21 protein-coding genes and 2 pseudogenes are annotated in these 20551 nt (G+C 62.8%); 12 read left to right on the top strand and 11 right to left on the bottom strand.

Annotation, left to right across the window (positions count from 1 at the left end):
* Positions 1-24: 24 nt before the first annotated feature.
* Both FQ746_RS08070 and FQ746_RS08065 read left to right on the top strand, forming a co-directional pair.
* Positions 25-606: pseudogene (locus FQ746_RS08070) on the top strand (chorismate--pyruvate lyase family protein); the annotation flags it as partial.
* A gap of 29 nt (positions 607-635) precedes the next feature.
* On the top strand, positions 636-1112 hold the full coding sequence (locus FQ746_RS08065; RefSeq protein WP_144108412.1) for a DNA-deoxyinosine glycosylase: 477 nt from the start codon (positions 636-638) through the stop codon (positions 1110-1112).
* Between the two features lie 55 nt (positions 1113-1167).
* Here FQ746_RS08065 and FQ746_RS08060 read toward each other — a convergent pair whose 3' ends face one another.
* Complete coding sequence (locus tag FQ746_RS08060) at positions 1168-1401, bottom strand: type II toxin-antitoxin system Phd/YefM family antitoxin (RefSeq protein ID WP_260853934.1); 234 nt, start codon at positions 1399-1401, stop codon at positions 1168-1170.
* Between the two features lie 14 nt (positions 1402-1415).
* On the opposite strand from FQ746_RS08060, the pseudogene FQ746_RS35125 reads away from it, so the two are divergent.
* The 5 genes and pseudogenes from FQ746_RS35125 to FQ746_RS08035 form a co-directional block, all read left to right on the top strand.
* Positions 1416-1517, top strand: a pseudogene (locus tag FQ746_RS35125) (DNA-deoxyinosine glycosylase); the annotation flags it as partial.
* Complete coding sequence (locus tag FQ746_RS08050) at positions 1514-2443, top strand: spermidine synthase (RefSeq protein WP_144108411.1); 930 nt, start codon at positions 1514-1516, stop codon at positions 2441-2443. The pseudogene FQ746_RS35125 and the gene FQ746_RS08050, both read left to right, overlap by 4 nt.
* Before the next feature lie 352 nt (positions 2444-2795).
* Positions 2796-3026, top strand: a complete 231-nt coding sequence (locus FQ746_RS08045) for a DUF3311 domain-containing protein (RefSeq protein WP_144108410.1) — start codon at positions 2796-2798, stop codon at positions 3024-3026.
* Positions 3023-4573: a monocarboxylate uptake permease MctP gene (gene mctP, locus FQ746_RS08040; RefSeq protein ID WP_144108409.1), complete on the top strand. Its 1551-nt coding sequence runs from the start codon at positions 3023-3025 to the stop codon at positions 4571-4573. Before FQ746_RS08045 ends, mctP begins: the two co-directional genes overlap by 4 nt.
* A 129-nt stretch (positions 4574-4702) precedes the next feature.
* The gene (locus FQ746_RS08035) at positions 4703-5863 is read left to right on the top strand and encodes an FUSC family protein (RefSeq protein ID WP_144108408.1); all 1161 of its coding nucleotides are present in this window, start codon (positions 4703-4705) and stop codon (positions 5861-5863) included.
* Between the two features lie 99 nt (positions 5864-5962).
* Here the strand turns inward: FQ746_RS08035 and tal are convergent, their stop codons facing one another.
* The 4 genes from tal to FQ746_RS08015 all read right to left on the bottom strand — a co-directional run bounded on the left by tal (position 5963) and on the right by FQ746_RS08015 (position 10455).
* Complete coding sequence (tal, locus tag FQ746_RS08030) at positions 5963-6916, bottom strand: transaldolase (protein ID WP_144108407.1); 954 nt, start codon at positions 6914-6916, stop codon at positions 5963-5965.
* 206 nt (positions 6917-7122) lie between these two features.
* On the bottom strand, positions 7123-8358 hold the full coding sequence (locus FQ746_RS08025; protein WP_144108406.1) for a benzoate/H(+) symporter BenE family transporter: 1236 nt from the start codon (positions 8356-8358) through the stop codon (positions 7123-7125).
* A 47-nt stretch (positions 8359-8405) separates the two neighbouring features.
* On the bottom strand, positions 8406-9581 hold the full coding sequence (locus FQ746_RS08020) for a vWA domain-containing protein (protein WP_144108405.1): 1176 nt from the start codon (positions 9579-9581) through the stop codon (positions 8406-8408).
* Positions 9582-9612: 31 nt separating this feature from the next.
* On the bottom strand, positions 9613-10455 hold the full coding sequence (locus FQ746_RS08015; protein WP_144108404.1) for an AAA family ATPase: 843 nt from the start codon (positions 10453-10455) through the stop codon (positions 9613-9615).
* Positions 10456-10862: 407 nt separating this feature from the next.
* Between FQ746_RS08015 and FQ746_RS08010 the strand changes: the two genes are divergently transcribed.
* Both FQ746_RS08010 and FQ746_RS08005 read left to right on the top strand, forming a co-directional pair.
* Complete coding sequence (locus tag FQ746_RS08010) at positions 10863-11231, top strand: c-type cytochrome (RefSeq protein ID WP_144108403.1); 369 nt, start codon at positions 10863-10865, stop codon at positions 11229-11231.
* A 59-nt stretch (positions 11232-11290) separates the two neighbouring features.
* Entirely contained in the window at positions 11291-11701 is a 411-nt protein-coding gene (locus FQ746_RS08005) for a c-type cytochrome (protein WP_144108402.1), read from the top strand.
* A gap of 102 nt (positions 11702-11803) precedes the next feature.
* Here FQ746_RS08005 and FQ746_RS08000 read toward each other — a convergent pair whose 3' ends face one another.
* From FQ746_RS08000 to rsxB, 3 genes are all read right to left on the bottom strand, one after another.
* A complete protein-coding gene (locus FQ746_RS08000) occupies positions 11804-12238 on the bottom strand; it encodes a DUF1841 family protein (RefSeq protein ID WP_144108401.1) in 435 nt (144 codons plus the stop codon).
* 150 nt (positions 12239-12388) lie between these two features.
* Complete coding sequence (nth, locus tag FQ746_RS07995; protein ID WP_144108400.1) at positions 12389-13033, bottom strand: endonuclease III; 645 nt, start codon at positions 13031-13033, stop codon at positions 12389-12391.
* An 83-nt stretch (positions 13034-13116) separates the two neighbouring features.
* Positions 13117-13968, bottom strand: coding sequence for an electron transport complex subunit RsxB (rsxB, locus tag FQ746_RS07990; protein WP_144108399.1), 852 nt, complete (start codon positions 13966-13968; stop codon positions 13117-13119).
* 229 nt (positions 13969-14197) lie between these two features.
* On the opposite strand from rsxB, the gene FQ746_RS07985 reads away from it, so the two are divergent.
* Positions 14198-14830 (top strand): TetR/AcrR family transcriptional regulator, encoded by a 633-nt coding sequence (locus tag FQ746_RS07985; RefSeq protein WP_144108398.1) that lies wholly within the window; start codon positions 14198-14200, stop codon positions 14828-14830.
* Between the two features lie 57 nt (positions 14831-14887).
* Here the strand turns inward: FQ746_RS07985 and FQ746_RS07980 are convergent, their stop codons facing one another.
* Both FQ746_RS07980 and FQ746_RS07975 read right to left on the bottom strand, forming a co-directional pair.
* Positions 14888-16165, bottom strand: a complete 1278-nt coding sequence (locus FQ746_RS07980; RefSeq protein WP_144108397.1) for a polyhydroxyalkanoate depolymerase — start codon at positions 16163-16165, stop codon at positions 14888-14890.
* A 210-nt stretch (positions 16166-16375) separates the two neighbouring features.
* Positions 16376-18256 (bottom strand): glycoside hydrolase family 15 protein, encoded by a 1881-nt coding sequence (locus FQ746_RS07975; RefSeq protein WP_144108396.1) that lies wholly within the window; start codon positions 18254-18256, stop codon positions 16376-16378.
* A gap of 232 nt (positions 18257-18488) precedes the next feature.
* On the opposite strand from FQ746_RS07975, the gene FQ746_RS07970 reads away from it, so the two are divergent.
* The gene (locus FQ746_RS07970; protein WP_144108395.1) at positions 18489-18734 is read left to right on the top strand and encodes a hypothetical protein; all 246 of its coding nucleotides are present in this window, start codon (positions 18489-18491) and stop codon (positions 18732-18734) included.
* A 97-nt stretch (positions 18735-18831) separates the two neighbouring features.
* On the opposite strand, the gene FQ746_RS07965 is transcribed toward FQ746_RS07970, so the two are convergent.
* Positions 18832-18984 carry a DUF3096 domain-containing protein gene (locus FQ746_RS07965; RefSeq protein WP_144108394.1) on the bottom strand — a complete coding sequence of 51 codons (153 nt, stop codon included), beginning with the start codon at positions 18982-18984 and terminating at the stop codon, positions 18832-18834.
* A 346-nt stretch (positions 18985-19330) separates the two neighbouring features.
* Between FQ746_RS07965 and FQ746_RS07960 the strand changes: the two genes are divergently transcribed.
* Entirely contained in the window at positions 19331-20488 is a 1158-nt protein-coding gene (locus FQ746_RS07960) for a lactonase family protein (RefSeq protein WP_144108393.1), read from the top strand.
* Positions 20489-20551: the final 63 nt, after the last annotated feature.

The raw sequence follows: 20551 nt of genomic DNA, 5'->3' as shown, positions 1-20551 counted from the left end.
GCCGCGCCGTTATAATCCGACACCATGTCCCTACGTTTCACTGCCGCCGACGCTCATTGGCGCGTCGCACCCGCGCCTGGCCTTGGCGCTGTCCAGAAAGACTGGCTCACTCGTGAAGGTTCGCTGACCGCGCATCTGCGTGCGCTCGGCGAGGTCACGGTGCGCGTGACGCGTGAAGGCGTCGCGTTGCCGTGGGCTGACGAACGCGCCGCGCTCGCGCTCGCTTCGCGTGCGCCGGTGTGGGTGCGGGAAGTGGTGTTATCGGTGGAGGGTGTGCCGTTCGTTGCCGCGCATAGCGTCGCGCCGCTCGCCGCGAGCGTCGGCGTCTGGCAGGCTACCCGAGATCTGCGCACGCGGCCGCTGGCTGAACTGCTGTATAGCGATCGCAGCGTCGCGCGTTCGGCGCTGGTCAGCCGCAGGTTGACCGCGCGTCATCCGATGTACCGGTTGGCTGTGCGCGAGATCGCCGCGCCTGCGCGGCGCAGCGAGTCACCCGTGCAGAAAGATAGTCACGCCGCGCCTCATGCACTGGTCGCGCGTCGCTCGGTGTTCGAGCGCCATGGCGCGCCGCTGATGGTCACCGAGTGCATGCTGCCCGCGTTGTGGGCGTGCACGTCCGACGAACGGAGCCGTTGATGCTGCAAGGCTTTCCTCCCGTAACCGCCGCGAACACCCACACGCTGATATTGGGCAGTTTTCCCGGCGAAGCGTCGCTGGCCGCGACGCAGTATTACGCGCATCCGCGTAACCAGTTCTGGCGGCTTCTGGGCGCCGTGCTCGGCGAGGCGTCGTTGCACGAGTTGCCTTACGACGCGCGACTCGAGCGTGTGCTTGCTCATGGCGTGGGTGTGTGGGACGTACTCGATGCGTGTCAGCGCGAAGGCAGCCTCGATTCGGCGATCCGGCATGCGCAGCCGAACGATTTCGCGTCGCTGCGCGAGCATGCGCCGCTGCTCAGAAAAGTCTGTTTCAACGGCAAGACGGCGGGGCGCTTCGCCCCGGTGATCGGCGCCGCCGGCTATGCGACGCTCGTGCTGCCGTCGTCCAGTCCGGCGAATGCTATGCTCTCGTTCGACCAAAAACTGGCGGTCTGGCAGACGTTGTTTGATTAGCGTGGGCCGTTGCCATTCATCAACGGGATTTGACCCCGGCGAAGTTGGGCGATCGTTACGGGTGGGCGACGATTGGCGGTGAGTGAAGCACCTGGATAGCTTCGATCAATCTTTCGTAGTGATCTTGAGACATCAGGACGGCGTTTGGCGCGTCGCTTCGTGTGATGAGCGTGACATTGGCATCGTCGACGGCCTGCTCGATGAGAGCCTCCAGATTATTTTCGGCTTTGGCAAAGCAGACTATGCGCATAGCGCTCCCCTGTGAATGGCAAAGGTCAGGCGCGATCATAAGACATGTATCGCGCCGCCGGCTATGCGACGCTCGTGCTGCCGTCGTCCAGTCCGGCGAATGCTATGCTCTCGTTCGACCAAAAATTGCGTCTCTGGCGCGACCTCCTGACATGACGAAACTGATCAAGCGGGCTTCGGCCGAAGCGCGCGCTTTCCGCAATAAAAACGCCGACGTCGCCGGCGGCAAACAACGCGCGGAACAAACGGGCCGCAACAAGAAACAGAAACGCGAGCGGGACGACGACGATCTGCACGACGCGCCGCAAATCGAAACGCCGCGCAAACCGCGTTTCGCTCCCGTCACGTTTTCGGAAGAGGGCGGTGTGCGCTTCCTGCATTTCGGCACGGAATGGGTGCAAGGCGCCATGCGTCTGCGCAAGCCCGATCACATCGAACTCGAATACGCGCAGCAGATGATGGCCTGGCTGCTGTTCATCGAAACGCCCAGGCGCATCGTCCAGCTCGGTCTGGGCGCGGCCGCGCTGACCAAGTTCGCGCATCGTTACCTCAAGCGTGCGCAGGTCGAAGCGGTCGAAGTGAATCCCGCGGTCGTCGTGGCCGCGCGCACGATGTTCGAACTGTCGCGCGACGACGCACGCCTCACCGTGCATGAGATGGACGCGTGGGACTTCGTCAACGACCGCGCGAATCACGGCACCATCGGCGCATTGCAGATCGACGTGTACGACGCTACCGCGCGCGGACCGGTGCTCGACAGCGTGGGTTTCTATCGCGCGGTGCGGGCGTGCCTGACCGAAGCCGGCGTCGTGACGGTAAACCTGTTCGGCGATCACCCGAGCTTCGTGCGCAACATGAAGCGCCTGAACGAAGCGTTCGACGGTCGGGTGTTCGCGCTGCCGGAAGTGCACGACGGCAACCGTATCGCCATCGCGTTCTCCGGTCCGGCGCTCGAGATTCCGTTCAAGGCGCTGCAAGCCCGCGCGAAGGTGATCGAGTCGAAGCTCGGCCTGCCCGCGCGGCAGTGGATCAAAGGCCTGCAGGAATCGACCGGTCAAACCGGCGAGACGTTCTCCATCTGAGCGTCCCAATCTGAGCGTCCCAATCTGATCGACCCGCCACCCGGCCAACCGAAGCCGGGTGAGCGCCGCGCCGTGCCGTTGTGCGCGCGCGACAGCACCATCTTTACCTACGTCGCACCACCTCGCAGCCACCCGGCGTCCCTCCCCGCCGCCGTGCCCGTCTGTCTCCGCGAAATCCCCTCAAAGCACCGCCGGGCCTCGGGTCACCCCGTCTTGACCGCGAGTTCGCCGCTCCTATACTCTTTCCCAGCTTTCGGAGCAGCCCTGCCATGCGCGGGGCGGCGCTCCGCTGGGGACCCACCACCCGTGCACACACGGGCCAACAATTCAATAAAAGGGAAGAGGAGACGTCATGGCTCACGACGCCGACGCGAACAAGGCCAGCAAGCACTGGCTCTGGTTGCTGCTATTGCCCTGGATCGCGATGATCTGGGTGCCGTCCTACAACAAGATCGAACCGCAGCTGTTCGACTTTCCGTTTTTCTACTGGTATCAGCTCCTTTGGGTGCTGATCAGCGCGGTCATCACCGCGCTCGTGTACTTCAAGACCAAGACCCGCTCGAAAGGGGGCGCACGCTCATGAACGCCACCGCAACCTTCGTCTTCGTACTGTTTTTCATCGGCGTGACGATCCTCGGCTTTATCGCGGCCCACTGGCGGCGCGGCGATCTGGCGCATCTGGAAGAGTGGGGCCTGGGCGGACGCCGCTTCGGTACCGTCGTCACGTGGTTCCTGCTGGGCGGCGACCTGTACACCGCCTACACCTTCATCGCCGTGCCGGCGCTGGTGTTCGGTGCGGGCGCCACCGGTTTCTTCGCGCTGCCGTACACCATCCTCATCTACCCGTTCGCGTTCGTGGTGTTCCCGAAACTGTGGAGCATCGCCAAACGTCAGGGCTACGTGACATCGGCGGACTTCGTGTCGGCGCGCTATGGCAGCCGGATGCTCGCTCTGGCGATCGCCGTGACCGGTATCGTGGCGACCATGCCGTATATCGCGCTACAACTGGTCGGGATCGAAGTGGTGATCGGCGCGCTCGGTTTCGACACCACGGGCTTCGTCGGCGACCTGCCGCTCATCATCGCTTTCGCGATTCTCGCGGCGTACACGTACACCTCGGGTCTGCGCGCACCGGCCATGATCGCCGTGGTCAAGGACGTGCTGATCTACATCACGATCTTCGCCGCGATCATCGTGATTCCGCCGCAACTGGGCGGCTTCGGCCATATTTTCAGCATCGTGCCGCCGGCCAAGCTGCTGCTCAAGGCGCCGGACGTGTCGAGCCTGAATGGCTATAGCGCGTACGCGACGCTCGCGGTCGGCTCGGCGCTCGCGCTGTTCCTGTATCCGCATTCGATCACCGCGGTGCTGTCGTCGAAGTCGGGCAACACCATCCGCCGCAACATGGCGATGCTGCCGGCCTACTCGCTGGTGCTCGGTCTGCTTGCGCTGCTCGGCTTCATGGCGTTGGCCTCGGGCGTGAAGGACATGCCGGAATTCGCGCCGTACTTCAAGGCCTTCGGTCCGAACTTCGCGGTACCGGCGCTGTTCCTCCACTACTTCCCGTCGTGGTTCGTCGGCGTGGCCTTCGCGGCGATCGGGATCGGCGCGCTGGTGCCGGCGGCGATCATGTCGATCGCGGCGGCCAATCTGTACACGCGCAACATCCACAAGGAGTTCGTCAACCGCAATATGACGAACGAGCAGGAGACCAACGTCGCCAAGCTCGTCTCGCTGATCGTCAAGGTCGGCGCGGTGGCGTTCATTCTGGGCCTGCCGCTGACGTACGCGATCCAGTTGCAACTGCTGGGCGGCATCTGGATCATCCAGACGTTGCCGGCGATCGTGCTGGGTCTCTACACCCGCGTGCTCGACTACCGTGGCCTGCTCGCCGGCTGGGCGGTCGGCATCGCCACCGGCACGTGGATGGCGATCTCGCTGAAGCTGGCCGGTTCGATCTTCGTGATCCATCTGTTCGGCATGGCGATTCCAGGCTATGCGGCGGTGTGGTCGCTGATCGTCAACCTGGTGGTGTCGGTGGTGGTCAGTCTGCTGGTGCGCGCGTTCGGCATGCAGCGCGGCGTGGACCGTACTCATCCCGAAGACTATCTGGACGTGGTGGAAAGTTAAGCGGCGGCGTCATTCCGCTGACAACGCAGCGCCCGCGGACGAAAGTCGGCGGGCGTTTTTCATGGTGTCATTCCGGACGAGTCCAGGGCAGGATAGCGAGACCGTCCTCCAACGCGTGATCGCGCCGTCATGGCCTCTGCCGATTCCCGTCCTTCCCGCACCGTGGTCCCGCGCCGCCCGGCCCTGAGCCGGATGATCCGCGCGGTCACCTCGCCGTATTACCGCTACCGGCACGCCAAGGTGCTGCACAGCCTGCGCGTCGGCCTCGCGATGCTGGTGTCGATTCTCGCGACCACCGGCATCGACATTCCGCATGGCATCTGGTCGTCGGTCACGCTGCTGGTGGTGATCGGCGGCTTGCAGCATCACGGCAATATCCGCAAGAAGGCCGCCGAGCGCGCCGCGGGGACCCTGCTCGGCGCGACGATCGGGCTGCTGCTGATCCTGCAGCAGAACCTGATCGGCTCGTTGCCGCTCACCTACGTGCTGATGGCGATCGTCGCGTCCATCTGCGCGTGGTTCGCCATCGGTTCGGCCGGCTATATCGGGCTGCTGACGGCGATCACGATGTGTATCGTCGCGGGCCACGGCGACAATCTCATCGACACCGGCTTGTGGCGCACGCTCAACGTGCTGATCGGCATCGTCATTGCGCTGGCGTTCTCGTTCGCGCTGCCGCTGCATGCGACCTATTCGTGGCGTTATGGACTCGCCGCGAATCTGCGCGAATGCGCGCGCATCTACACGTATCTGATCGAGGGCGAGACGCTCGGCGAAGAAGAGCAGGTGAAGCAGTTTCTGCGAATCAACCGGCGGCTCGTGCAGTTGCGCTCACTGATGCCGTCGGTCGCGAAAGAGATCGACGTGCCGCAGTCGCGGCTGGAAGAAATCCAGCGGCTGCATCGCTCGGTGCTCAGTTCGCTCGAACTGCTCGCCACGGGCTCGCTGATGCACGCCGACGAGACCGCGCGGGCCGCGTATGCCGCGCGCTGCGGCTTCGAAGTACGCGCCGTGCGCGGCATGCTGCTGGCGATGGCGCGCGGTTTGCGCTTCGGGCACGCGACGCATTTCAGTATTCCGGGCGCGTCGCCGCTGATGCGACTGGAACCGCAGACGCCGCCGCAAAATCCGGGCGACGCGTTGCGCGACCTGCCCGCCGATCTGCAAGGACCGTACTGGCTCGGACAGCGATTGTCCGAGCAGGTGGAGCGTCTGCGCGCGCTGTTGCAGGAAACCGAGCCGAACTGGAACATCGAGCGGCATTCGCGGACTTTGCTGAAGTCGACATGACAAGGCCCCGAGCCGTTGCGGGCTCGGGGCCTTGTCGGAGCGCCGCCGGTTCGCACTGGCGGCGGGCGGTGGGCGGCGCGCGGTGGCTCCGCGCGGGACTTAGCGCAGCGCTTCGATCAGCTTTTCCAGCTTCACGGCGTCTGCGGCAAAGGCGCGGATGCCTTCGGCGAGTTTCTCCGTGGCCATCGCTTCGTCGTTGACGAGGAAGCGGAACGTCGATTCGTCGACCGGCACGCGTTCGATATCCGCGCCATCGGCGAGATCCGGCGACAGCTTGCGTTCGATCTTGTCGGTGCTGTCCTGCAGCTTTTGCAGCAGGTCCGGGCTAATGGTCAGCAGATCGCAGCCGGCCAGTTCCAGAATCTGACCCGGCGTGCGGAAGCTCGCGCCCATCACCTCGGTCTTGTAGCCGAACTTCTTGTAGTAAGCGTAAATACGGCGCACGGACTTGACGCCCGGGTCGTTCGCGCCGCCGTCTTTGGCCTCGTCCCACGCGCTGCCGGCGTTCTTCTTGTACCAGTCGTAGATGCGGCCGACGAACGGCGAGATGAGTTGTGCACCGGCTTCGGCACAAGCCGCTGCTTGCGCCAGCGAGAACAGCAGCGTCATGTTGCAGTGAATGCCTTCTTTCTGCAGCACTTCGGCGGCGCGGATGCCTTCCCACGTCGAGGCCAGCTTGATCAGCACGCGTTCGCGGCCGATGCCGTGGTCTTTGTACAGCGCGATCAGTTCGCGGCCTTTGGCGATCGACGCTTCGGTGTCGAACGACAGTCGGGCGTCGACTTCGGTGGACACGCGGCCCGGAATGATCTTGAGAATTTCGGTGCCGAAAGCAATCAGCAACTGGTCGATGATCGCGCCGACCGGCTTGCTCGCGTGCGCCTTCACGGTTTTTTCTAGCAGCGGACGGTAGTCGTCTTTCTGCACCGCTTTGAGGATGAGCGACGGATTGGTGGTCGCGTCCTGCGGCTTGTATTGCGCAAGCTGCTGGAAGTCGCCGGTATCGGCGACGACGGTGGTGTACTGCTTGAGTTGATCGAGTGCGGTTGTCATGTTCGAGCCTTCAGGACGCTTACGCGTCGTGGTTCAGGAGAAATGAGATTGCCGCCGCGCGGCAGGATCGAACTGCAATCCAGCCGCGCCGGCGGCCGCGGGTCACGCTGCAGTCTTTTTTCCATACGGCTGGAAAGACTGACGGATGCCTCTATTCTAGGGTGGATCGCCCGATCCGGTTGTGACAGCGGGCATCGCCCATCCGTTCAGGCGTTCTGGCGGAGGTTTCTGCCGGCGTTCAGCACCAGTTGCGTCAGCACGCCCGCGACCAGCCCCCAGAATGCCGAGCCGATCGACAGCAAGGTCAACCCCGAGGCCGTCACCATGAACGTGACCAGCGCCGCCTCGCGCTGCTTCACGTCCTGCATCGCGTTGGCGAGTCCGCTCATGATCGAGCCGAACAGCGCCAGCGCAGCCACCGAGACTACCAGCGCCTTCGGCAGCGCCGCGAACAGCGCGGCGATGGTGGCGCCGAACGTCCCTGCAACCAGATAGAAAATGCCGCACCAGACCGCCGCCGTGTAACGTTTGGCGGGATTTTCGTGCGCTTCCGGGCCAGTGCAGATCGCTGCCGTAATGGCAGCAAGATTGATGCCGTGCGATCCGAACGGCGCCAGCAGCAGCGACGCGATACCCGTGGTGGAAATCAGCGGCGCCGACGGCGTCCGATAACCGTCCGCGCGCAGCACGGCAATACCGGGCACGTTCTGCGAGGCCATGGCCACGACGAACAGCGGAATGCCGATGCTGATGGCCGCCGCCACGCTAAAGGACGGCATCGTGAAAACCGGATGCGCGAGCGCGATGTGGAAGTGGCTGAAGTCGAGCAGACCGAGTCCGCCGGCCGCCACCGTGCCGACGATCAGCGTGGTGACGATCGCATAGCGCGGCGCGAGGCGTTTGACGATCAGGTAGGTGAAGAACATCGTCAGCACGAGCGCGGTCTGGAACTGCGCGGCGCGAAAAATCTCGATGCCGATTTCGAACAGGATGCCCGCGAGCAGCGCGGCGGCAATGCCGGCCGGAATCTTCTTCATCAGCGTGTCGAACCAGCCGGTCAGGCCGACCACGGTCAGCAACACCGCACATACGATGAACGCGCCGATGGCTTCCGGATACGGAACATGCGGCAACGACGACACCAGCAGCGCAGCGCCGGGCGTCGACCAGGCGACCACGATCGGCGCGCGAAAACGTAGCGACAGGCCAATGGTACAGACCGCCATGCCGATGGACAGCGCCCAGATCCACGAGGAGATCTGCGCGTCGCTCAAATGCGCGGCCTGACCCGCCTGAAACATCAGCACGAGCGAGCTGGTGTAGCCGGTCATCATCGCGACGAAGCCGGCGACGATGGCGGACAGCGACGTGTCGGCCAGCGGATTGAAGCGGCCGGGCCGGGTGGCGGCCGGAGATAACTCGGGTGAAGAAGACGGACTCATGCAGAAACTTTCTTATCGTTGGAACGTTGAGGATGGAACGGATGAGGTTACTTGCTGAGCATGCGCATGGCGGCTTCGAGGCCGGCCAGCGTCAGCGGATACATACGCTGACCCAGCACTTCGCGGATCGCGCCGACCGATTGCCGGTAAGCCCATAGCCCTTCGGGCTCGGGGTTCAGCCAGGCGTGTTGCGGGAACTGGTCGGCGAGACGGCGCAGCCAGACTGCGCCGGCTTCCGCGTTGTTGTATTCCACCGAGCCGCCCGGTTGCAGCACTTCGTACGGACTCATCGTCGCGTCGCCGACGAAGATCAGCTTGTAGTCGGGCGTGAACTTGTGCAGCACGTCCCACGTCGGCATGCGCTCGGCGTGGCGGCGGCGATTGTTCTTCCACAGGAAGTCGTACACGCAGTTGTGGAAGTAATAGAACTCGAGGTGCTTGAACTCGGCTTTCGCCGCCGAGAACAGTTCTTCGGTACGCTTGATGTGGTCGTCCATCGAGCCGCCCACGTCGAGCAGCATCAGCACTTTCACTTTGTTGTGGCGCTCCGGCACCATCTTGATGTCGAGCCAGCCGGCGTTCGCGGCGGTGCTGCGGATGGTGTCGGGCAGATCCAGTTCGTCGGCTGCGCCTTCGCGCGCGAAGCGGCGCAAGCGTCGTAGCGCGACCTTGATGTTGCGCGTGCCGATTTCGACCTGGTCGTCGTAGTCGCGATACGCGCGCGCTTCCCACACTTTCACCGCCGTGCGGTTGCCCTTCGCGTCGCCGCCGATCCGCACGCCTTCCGGGTTGTAGCCGCCGTTGCCGAACGGCGAGGTGCCGCCCGTGCCGATCCACTTGCTGCCGCCTTCGTGGCGCTCTTTCTGTTCGTCGAACAGTTCCTTGAGACGCTCCATCAGCTTGTCGAGGCCGCCCATGGCTTCGATCTGCGCTTTTTCCTCGGGCGACAGGTCGCGTTGCAGTTTCTTCTTGAGCCAGTCGAGCGGAATGTCGAAGGCCAGCTCCGATGCCTGCGCGACGCCCTTGAAATACGCGCCGAACGCCTGGTCGAATTTGTCGAAGTACTGCTCGTCCTTCACCAGCGTGATGCGCGCGAGGTAGTAAAACTCGTCGAGCGACGGCGCGATGACGTTGGCTTTGAGCGCTTCCAGCAGTGTCAGATATTCCTTCACCGACACCGGCAGTCTGGCGGCGCGCAACGAGTAGAAGAAGTCGATCAGCATGCTGGGTCCTCCGCGAAGGCGGATGTGCGCATCAACGGTTATTGCGGTTCATGAAGATCAGCCGTTCGAACAGGCTCACGTCCTGTTCGTTCTTGAGCAGCGCGCCGTGCAGCGGCGGGATGATCTGCTTCTGGTCGGTCGAGCGCAGCGCTTCCGGCGGAATGTCTTCGGCGAGCAGCAGCTTGAGCCAGTCGAGCAGTTCGGAAGTCGACGGTTTCTTTTTCAGTCCCGCGACGTTGCGCAGTTCGAAGAAACTCTGCATGGCCGCGGCCAGCAGTTCTTTCTTGATGCCGGGGTAGTGGACTTCGACGATCTGCTGCATGGTGAGCGGATCGGGAAACTTGATGTAGTGGAAAAAACAGCGGCGCAAAAACGCGTCGGGCAGCTCTTTCTCGTTGTTCGACGTGATAATGACGAGCGGGCGCTGTTTTGCGCGGACCAGCTCGTGCGTCTCGTACACGTAGAACTCCATGCGGTCGAGTTCGCGCAGCAGGTCGTTCGGGAACTCGATGTCGGCCTTGTCGATTTCGTCGATCAGCAGCACGACCTGCTCGTCCGACTGGAATGCCTGCCACAGCACGCCCTTGACGATGTAATTGCCGATGTCCTTGACGCGCTCGTCGCCGAGTTGCGAGTCGCGCAGACGCGAGACCGCGTCGTATTCGTACAGGCCTTGCTGGGCTTTGGTGGTGGACTTGATATGCCACTGCAGGAGCGGCATGCCGAGCGCGGCGGCGACTTCTTCGGCAAGCATGGTTTTGCCGGTGCCGGGCTCGCCCTTGATCAGCAATGGCCGCTTGAGCGTCATCGCGGCGTTGACCGCGAGCTTGAGGTCGTCGGTGGCGACGTACTGCGATGAGCCTTCGAAACGCATGGCGAGGTGCTCTTTTCGGGAAAAAACCCAGTATAAGTCAGAAGGGGTGTTGGCTCGAAACCGGCTCGCGTATGGTGTCACGGCGCTGTCGTGGCGGCTTTGTCGCGGTTGGGGCCGCAGGGTGGCGGGGTGGCAACCGCCTGTTTATCCAAGGCGACAACGCGCTCGTCAGGGATGACCCGGATAGCGACGCGAAGTCCCACGGCGTATGCATTGTGGCCGCGCGCGGCGAGTGCGGCGGCGAGTGCGGCGGCGAGTGCGGCGCGGGCCTCGCCCGGTGGACGTTCGCCGTAGCGTCGCGGTACAATTAGCCCGATTTTTTTGCCTGCGTGGCTACCCCATAAGAAGAACGGCGCGGGCCGTCGCCTATCCGGGCGCCCGTTTCCCCTCATGCCAGGTTACATGCTATGAATAAATACGTTGGCAAACACGTCGTGATCGCAGCGCTGTCGGTGCTGACGGGTTACGCGGCCAGTGCGCAGGCAGCGGATGTCGTCGGCAACGCGAAGGCGGGCCAGGGCAAAGTGGCAATGTGTATCGGTTGCCATGGCATTCCTGAATATCGCACCGCTTACCCTGAGGTCTACCGCGTGCCGATGCTCGGCGGCCAGAATCAGGCGTACCTCGAAAACGCCTTGCATGGCTACAAGAAGGGCGACCGGCACTTCGAAACCATGCACGCCATCACCGTGTCCTTGTCCGATCAGGACATAGCCGACATCTCCGCCTATTACGCAGCGCAAAATTCCTCTTCGAAAAGCAATCCCGACAAGTGATCGGCTGAGGCCATCCTTCCAGTCACACGGTTATCACTATTCGCGGGATAGGAGAATTCATGAATAAGCCCCAACAGGCACGCCACCCGGCGCGTGCGATGCGGACGATGCACGCGGCGGTCAAAGCGGCTTGCGCATCCGCGGCAATGGCCGGTCTGGTTGCAGCGAACCTCGCCTATGCGGCGGATGCCGGCAACGGCAAGGTGCTGGCCGACAGTCATAACTGCGCGGCGTGTCATGGTGTCAATCTGAACAAGCCGGTGAGCCCCGAGTATCCGAAGCTGGCCGGTCAGCATGCGGACTATGTGTACTGGGCGCTGCGTCAGTATCAGATGGGCAATGGCAATCCTCACCTGGGCCGCAATAACGCGATCATGCAGGCACAGGTGCAGAGCCTGTCGCCGGGCGATATGAAAGACATCGCGGCGTATATCGAATCGCTGGACGGCGATCTGGTGCAGAAGAAGTAGTCTCGCTGTTTCGTTCATGAGCTTGCAGCTAAAAGAAAACACCCCGCCATGGCGGGGTGTTTTCTTATGTGCGTCGCGCGCCGGGCAAAGCGGTCGAGCGCGTTAATCGCGCGTCGCGCGTCTTTCTATGCGTTGCAGATAAGCCTCTGTATCCGGCGGCGTGCCGGTACGCTGCGCTTCCCAAATGGTTTCGCCGAGACATTCCATGATTGCGTGCTGCGCGTCGTGCGTCGAACCCAGACGCGCCGCCAGGCGCTCATGCGCGGCGCGAATGCCGGGCGGCTGATCGATCGACAGTTGCTCGGTAATGGCGAGATGCATCGACAGATGCAGGAACGGATTGGTTTGACCGCGCTCGGGCGAATAGTCTTGTGCCTGGGCGGCCTCGGTGTGACTCAGGTCGGTGTGATATTCGGGATGCTCGACGATCCAGTCGGCGGCGATGGCTTCCAGCGGCGTCAGAATTTCGCCCTGACGTTGCTTGCGCCAGGTATCGGTGAAAAATTGGCGGACTTCGTCGCGGCTGGGATTAAACATCGTGGGATCGCTGTGTGTGAGTGTGGGGGTGCAAAGCGTGGGGCGCGGTAGCGGGCTATTTTACGCTCGGGGCGATTCGCTTGCCGATGCAGGACCGGCGCGCCCAGGGTGTACCCGAAGTGTTCACGCCACGTCATGCCCGCGGCCCGCTCAAAGATCCGGCGGCGGCGTCTTCGGACGGAACTCGCATAGCGGTTCGATCGCGCAATGCCAGCATTCCGGCCGGCGCGCCTTGCAGACATAGCGGCCATGCAGGATCAGCCAATGGTGCGCATCCTGTTTGAACTCGGCGGGCGTGAATTTTTCGAGCGCGGTTTCCACCGTGCGCACGTCTTTGCCCGGCGCGAGTCCGGTTCGATTGGCAACCCGAAAGATATGTGTGTCCACCGCAATCGTCGGATGGCCGAACGCGGTATTCAGAATCACGTTCGCGGTTTTCCGGCCGACGCCCGGCAGACTTTCCAGCGCCTCGCGATCTTCGGGCACCTCGCCGCCGTACTGATCGAGCAGAATCCGGCAGGTCGCAATGACATTCTTCGCCTTCGTGCGATACAGGCCGATGGTCTTGATGTAGCCGCTCACGCCTTCTTCCCCGAGATCGAACACGGTCTGCGGCGTGTTGGCAACCGGAAACATCTTGCGCATGGCCTTGTTGACCGACACGTCGGTGGCCTGCGCGGATAGCAGCACGGCAAGCAGCAGTTCGAACGGACTGGTGTACTCCAGTTCGGTCTTCGGATGAGGATTGAGACTCTGCAGCGTTTCGTAGATGGCGCGGCGTTTGTTCGCGTTCATGCGGAGCGGGCGGATGCGGTCGAGGAGTGAAAGTAGGGGCTTGGCCGTGAGCGAGTCGCTGTCACTGTCGCTGCCGTGATGAATCAGTGCTTGCCGGAAGAAGGCGAGGGCGTCGGACCATCGTCCACGGTGAGACCCAGACGACGGCGCCGTGCCTCGGCGGCATCGATCTGCGCCTGCACGTCGGCGCTGACATGCTCCGTGTTTTTCGGACCGTGGCCCTTTGCGGCGAGTTCTTCTTTCTTCTGACGGGCGCGCTCGAGCGCAGCCTGGATAATCGCGCGCTTCTTTGCTTCGGGATCCTCCGCACCGGGGGCAGCCTGGGAATCCGCAGTGCCCCCATGCTCGCCCGCAACCGCCGCGACGGTTTGCGCCGCGCTCCCGGCTCGCCGCGCTGCAGCACGCGCTTGCGCGGCTTCGCGCTCGCGCTCCAGACGACGTTCACGGCGGTCATGGCGTTCGCGCGCGGCACGCGCCTGCGCGTCGCTCCACGCGTCCCAGCCGGTTGCCGAACCGGTGACGGGCGGCAGCGCGATGCAGTCCACGGGGCAGGGCGGCACGCAAAGATCGCAGCCGGTGCACAGTGCCGCGATGACCGTATGCATCTGTTTCGGTGCCCCAACTATCGCGTCGACCGGACACGCCTGCATACACAGCGTGCAGCCGATGCAAACCTGTTCGTCGATGACCGCCACGGGGCGCGGCCTTTCGACGCCGTTCTCCGGATTGAGCGGCAGTACCGGTTGGCCGAGCAGGGCGGCGAGGCGCGCGACGCCCTCGGCGCCGCCCGGCGGGCACTGGTTATAGCTTGCCGCGCCGCTTGCAACGGCCTCTGCGTACGGGCGGCACGCGGGGTAGCCGCACTTGGTGCACTGCGTTTGGGGAAGCAGATCTTCAATGCGATCTGCGAGTGTTCTGATCTCGGGGACGGTCACAACGTGGGGGCTCGCCTTGCGGCCGGGTAGCTTTAATTAAATGGCGCATTATCGCCGATTTCCCCAATTGCCATCGGCAATCCATGTGCCATAATCGAGACGCTTTTTCGAAAGACCGCAGAAGGGTGTCCCCCAACCATGGCGCGCCCGTTCAACGCTGTCGGTGTACGGCCCGAGGAAGCGGCCGGCGGCGCGATCCGGATAACGCGGCTCACGAAGACATGCCACCATGAATCAGCCGAAAATCAAAAGAGATCCTGAAGGCACACGGCGTCGCATTCTGCTCGCGGCGGCCGAAGAGTTTGCAAATGGTGGGTTGTTCGGCGCACGCGTCGACCAGATCGCCCGCCGCGCGGAAACGAATGAACGCATGCTGTATTACTACTTCGGTAGCAAGGAACAGCTATTTACGGCAGTGCTCGAGCACGCGTTCAGCGCGCTCAACGAAGCGGAACGCACGCTCGAATTGAACGGTATTGCACCGGTCGAAGCGGTCACGCGTCTCGCGCATTTTGTTTGGGATTACTACCGCGATCATCCCGAGTTGCTGCGCCTCATCAATAACGAAAATCTGCACGAAGCGCGCTACATGCAGAAGTCCTCGCGCATCCGCGAAATGATTTCGCCGATCGTCGCGACGCTCGGCGGCATTCTCGAACGCGGCCAACGGGCCGGCCTGTTTCGCGGCAATGTCGATCCGCTGCGTTTTTACGTGACGCTGTCCGGCATGGGTTACTACATCGTGTCGAACCGTTTTACGCTCGAAGCCACCCTTGGCCGCGATTTCAACGGCGCGAGCGAACGCAGCGAAGTGATTCAGATGAATACGGAATTGCTGCTCGCTTATTTGATGCGCAAATAGAAAACGGCCTCCTGCTGGAGGCCGTGTTCGTTGCATCGAACGCATCGGACGAAACGCTCAGGCTTCGACTTTTTCCTTGGCGGCTTTCGGCGCCTTGTTGTGCTCGAGAATAAAGTCGCGCAACTGCGGATAAATAATCGTGCGCCAGCGGCGGCCCGAGAAAATACCGTAGTGACCGCAAGCTTCCGCGGTGAAGTGCCGCTTGTCCTTCTGCGGAATGCCCGTGCACAAATCGTGCGCGGCATACGTCTGACCGTCGCCCGAAATGTCGTCGAGTTCGCCCTCGATGGTGAACAGCGCGGTCTTCGTGATGTCCTGCGGGCGCACCCGTTCGCCGGACACGTCCCACGTTCCTTCGGCCAGACAGAATTCCTGGAACACCACGCGGATCGTTTCCAGGTAGTAGTCGGCGTCCATGTCCAGCACGGCGTTGTATTCGTCGTAGAAACGACGATGAGCTTCCGCGTCGTCTTCGTCACCGCGCAGCAGGCTCTGGTAATAGTCCCAATGCGAAGCCGCGTGACGTTCCGGGTTCATCGCGACGAAGCCGGTGTGCTGCAAAAAGCCCGGGTAAACCTTACGGCCCACGCCCGGATAATTCGGCGGCACCGTGAAGATCACGTTGTTCTCGAACCATTCGAACGAATGCTGCGTGGCCAGCGAATTGACCGATGTCGGGCTTTTGCGTGCGTCGATCGGCCCGCCCATCATGGTCATGGTGCGCGGCGTGTCTTCGCCGCGACTCGCCATCAACGAAATGGCGGCGAGCACCGGCACGGTCGGCTGGCAGACGGAAATGACGTGCAGGTTTTTCGCGCCGATGTGGCGGATGAATTCCTGGATATAGGCGACGTAGTCGTCCAGATGAAACTCGCCGGCTTCGAGCGGCACCATGCGCGCGTCGATCCAGTCGGTGAGGTAGACCTTGTGGTCCTGTAACAGCGTGCGCACGGTGTCGCGCAGCAACGTGGCGTGGTGACCGGAGAGCGGGGCGCAGACCAGCACCGTCGGCTCGTCCTTCAACTGGGTCACGGCGTCGCTGTCGTCGGCGAAACGCTTGAAGCGCATCAGACGGCAAAACGGCTTTTCGACGATCGTCTGCTCGATGATCGGAATGTTGTGGCCGTCCTTGACGATCTGGTGGAGATTGAACTCCGGCTTTTCGTAGTCTTTGCCAAGCCGGTAGAGCAATTCGTAACCGGCCGAGAGGCGCGTCGCGCCAGGCACATAAGCAAGCGGACTGGCGGGATTCGCGAACGATTTCGACGCGGCCTGAGCCCAGGCGGTCAGCGGGCTCAACATCGCGCGCTGGAATTCATGCAATTGGTAGAGCATGGGTGCTCCGTTTTTTAGGCGGTTCGCTCGAGGCTACGCGAACACGCAATTGGCGACTGGCCATTCTGGTTGTGAACACATCGAATTGGCCAAGGTGCGCGGCCAAAGGTGCGGTCGATCATATCTAACTCGGCTGACTTGTGCAATGCAGCAATTCGCGTACTGGCCAAGGGTTTACCGCCCCCCGGCCGCACACGAATTGTCATGAAATCATGCTACTGGCGATGTTGCAGCGCCGCTATCCGGGCTTGCCTGAGCATCAAGTTCAGCACTATTCGTGCCGTTATTCGACGGCTGCCCGGTGGCCTCGGCCATTTCCTGTTCATGCTGCATCAGGTTCAGACCGGTGTGCACCAGCGCCACGTGTGAGAACGCCTGCGGGAAGTTGCCGACCTGCCGCTTCGCCGTCGGATCGTACTCCTCGGCAAGCAGGCCGACGTCGTTGCACAGGTCGAGCAGACGTTCGTACATGGCGACCGCTTCGCTGATACGACCCTGCAGCGCGAGGTTGTCCACCATCCAGAACGAACAGGCGAGGAAAGTGCCCTCACCCGGCGGCAGGCCGTCGTTGTAGTCGGTGGTGCGGTAGCGCATCACGAAACCGTCGTGCATCAGATCGCGCTCGATGGCCGCCACGGTGCCTTTGATTCGCGGGTCGTCCGGCGGCAGAAAGCCAATCAACGACATGAGCAGCAGGCTCGCATCCAGCTGATCGGTCCCGTACGCCTGCGAGAACGCACCGAGCGTCGGATTCCACGCCTTCTCGCAGACCTGCGCATGAATCTTCGCGCGGGTGGCGCGCCAGTCGTCGAGCGGACCTTCGAGTTCGAACATCTCCGCCGACTGGATCGCGCGATCGTAGGCGACCCACGCCATCACCTTCGAAAAGGTGAAATGCTGGCGGCCGCCACGCGTTTCCCAGATGCCTTCGTCCGGTTCTTCCCAGATCGTATCGAGGTGGCCGAGCAGCGCGCGTTGCACGTTCCACGCGGTGTCGTCCGCCTGCAGACCCCCGACGCGCGCGAGGTGCAGCGCGTTCATCACTTCGCCATACACGTCCAGTTGCCGCTGCCCGACCGCGTTGTTGCCGATCCGCACCGGCTTGGCGCCCTGGTAGCCTTCCAGCCAGTCGAGTTCGAACTCGGGCAGACGCCGCTCGCCGGCGATGCCATACATGATCTGCAACTGATCCGGCGCGCCTGCCATCACGCGACCGAGCCAGCTGCGCCAGGCGCGGGCTTCGTCGTAGTAGCCGCCGCGCATCATCGCCAGTAGCGTGATGGTCGCGTCGCGCAGCCAGCAATAGCGATAGTCCCAGTTGCGCGTGCCGCCGAGTTGCTCCGGCAAGGACGTGGTGGGGGCCGCGACGATGCCGCCGGTCGGCTCGTAGGCGAGTGCTTTTAGTGTGATCAGCGAGCGGCGGATCGGTTCGGCCCAGCGGCCTTCCACCGTGCCGCGCGCGGACCATTCGAGCCAGTGGTTTTCGGTACGGGCGAGCGACGTGTGCGGGTCGCGGGCAGGTGGATTACGCAGATGCGATGCGGCATACGCCAATGAAAACGGCACGCGTTCGCCTTCGCTCACGCTGAATTCGGCGATGGTCTTCATGTCTTCGCCGCGCAGGTCCACGGGCGTGCGCAACACGGCATTGTCCGGGCCGACGATGGCTTTGACGCCGCTTTCGTTGTCGAGCCGGTCCACCCACGGCACCGAAAACCCGTAGTCGAAGCGCAGCACCAGTTCCATGCGCATGCGCACCGTGCCGCGCCGGCCGACGACGATGCGGACCATCTCCGACCAGCCGTTGCCCGGCGGCATGAAGTCGATCAGCGTGACCGCGCCTTCGGGGGTCTCGAAGTCGGTTTCGAGAATCAGCGTTTCGCCGCGATAGCGGCGCGTGACGGTGGGCGGCGTATCCGAGACGGGGGAGATCAGCCAGCGGCCGTTTTCCGGCGTGCCGAGCAGCGCGGCGAAGCACGCGCCGGAATCGAAGCGAGGCCAGCAAAGCCAGTCGACGGAACCTTCGCGGGAGATGAGCGCGGCCGTGTGGCCGTCGCCGATGAGCGCATAGTCTTCGATGAGTGCAGGCATAGTGTCTGGCGTGTAGGTGAGTGGCAAATGAAGGGCAAACGACAGGAACCACACGGAAGTCGCCTGGGCGGTGCTTCGTTTGCGCATCGTTCGAGTTGTTATTACGGGACCGGCTTCATCTGCATTGGTTCAGCTTTGTCGTCACGCCGAATGCGGCAAAACGCGGGTTGGTATTCTGGCAGGTGCTGCCTACAATCGGATTTTCCTACGCCGTCTTTCGAGGATGAAAGCTATGCTCAACCCATCGAAAACCGATTGCATCACGATACTCTCCGCGGCCAGCGAGCTGACCGACGACGCCATCCTGCCGCTCGATCACGGCCGCCTGGGTCTGAGCCGCAACGGCATGCAGGCGGCCGCGGCGTTTCTCATCGAACGGGCCTGTTTCCAGCGGCATCAGGAAGGCGACGGCCAGTATGCGGTGGGCGCTCTGTCCTTGCAGGGCCGCTTACGGCTCGAACAGCTTGCCAACGGCTGAACGCCATTCATTCTTCCTGCAGTAAAACGAAGCGCGCCGGGCCGACGAGGCACCGGCGCGCTCGTGCTGGTCGCCGATAACTAGGTCGCGTTGCGGCTCAGAAGTGCGACGCGCCCACGCCAAACAGCCCGATGACACCGATGATGATCAGATAGAGCGCGACGATGTAGTTCAACAGACGCGGCATGACGAGAATCAGAATGCCGGCGATCAACGAAACGAGCGGGCCCAGGCTGAGTGTGAGGTTCATGAAGACTCCGTAAGTAGTTGTGGCGCGTCGATGTCGTGACGGACACGGGAAGACGCGATTGAAAAAATTCCCCGCCAGGCGAGGCAATTGCTACACAAGCTGCGCAGGCCGGAAGCCGGCCTCGCTGCATGATCCGAACCAACGCTTTTATACTTGCCCGCCAGGACCGACGCTCGACTTGTCGCGCGGCATCTCCGTGACGCCCTGATCCACCGATCGATTCGATAACCGATATCCAGGAGGTCTCATGTTTTGCCTTCGTCGAGCTACTGTGCGAGCCGCTTCATCTGTTCGCCCTACACCTTCAACAACTTCCGCCCGCTCGATCATAAAAGGTTTTGTGCTCATGGTCTCGATTGTTGCTTCGCATGCGTTTGCGCAAGATTCCGGCCCGGTTCCGGCCGATGGCATATACGACCTGCTGGTCGGCACGTATACGTCCGGCAAGAGCGAAGGACTCTATGTCTATCGCTTCGATACGAAGACGGGCGCGGCGACCCGCGTGTCGGTCGCACAGACGGTCAACCCGTCGTATCTCGTGGTGAGCCACGACCGCCGCTTCGTCTACGCGGTCAACGAATTGCCCGGCGACGACGGCCCCGCTTCACAGCGCGGCGGGATCAGCGCGTTCCGCTTCGATGCCGCTAGCGGCCAGTTGAGCTTCATCAACAAGGTCTCGTCGGATGGCAACGACCCGTGCTATCTGAGCCTCTCGCCGGACGGCAAGTATCTGGTCACCGCCAACTATTCGGTGGCGGCCGATCCCGGCGGCAGCTTCGCCGTGTTTCCGTTACAGTCCGACGGCCAGGTGGGCGCGTCGGTGTTGACGGTGCATCACGAAGGCGGCGGTCCGGTGAAGGGCCGTCAGGACAATTCGCACGTGCATTCCGCGGTGTTCTCGCCGGATGGCCGCTATCTGTTCGCGCAGGATCTCGGCACCGACAAGCTTTATGGGTATCGCTACACGCCCGACGGCAGCCGCGGTCTGTTCGGTCCGACCGATTCGCGCTACACGCAGGAGAAAGCAGGCAGCGGCCCGCGTCATCTGGTGTTCGACAAGCAAGGCAAGCATGGCTACCTGACGAGCGAAATGGCCGGCACGGTCAGCACGTTCGACTACGACGACGGCAAGCTCAGCCAGGTGCAAACGCTCCCGCTCGTCGAGCCCGGCTTCAAGGGCGCGGTGGGTGGCTCGGCGATTCATCTGTCGCCGGATGGACGGTTTCTGTACGCGTCGAATCGCGGCGATGCAAACGATATCGTGATCTTTTCTGTCGACCCGACCGACGGCAAGCTGAAGCAGGTCGGCCGTCAGTCGAGCCTCGGCAAGTCGCCGCGCGAATTTGCGATCGACCCGACCGGCAACTGGCTGATCGTCGGTAATCAGAACAGCGACTCCGTGTATATCTTCAGGCGCGATCAACAGAGCGGTTTGCTCGAGGCGAACCCGCAGCGTATCGAGATCGGCTCGCCGGTGGATTTCAAGCTGGTTTCGCCGTCGTGACAGGGTGACGCGTTTCGGCGCTCTCTAGGAAAACGGGCCGCTTCGAGCGGCCCGTGTTCATTC

Source organism: Paraburkholderia sp. BCC1886, assembly GCF_900996245.1.
Taxonomy (GTDB): domain Bacteria; phylum Pseudomonadota; class Gammaproteobacteria; order Burkholderiales; family Burkholderiaceae; genus Paraburkholderia.
This window is presented reverse-complemented; position numbering and strand designations above follow the sequence as displayed.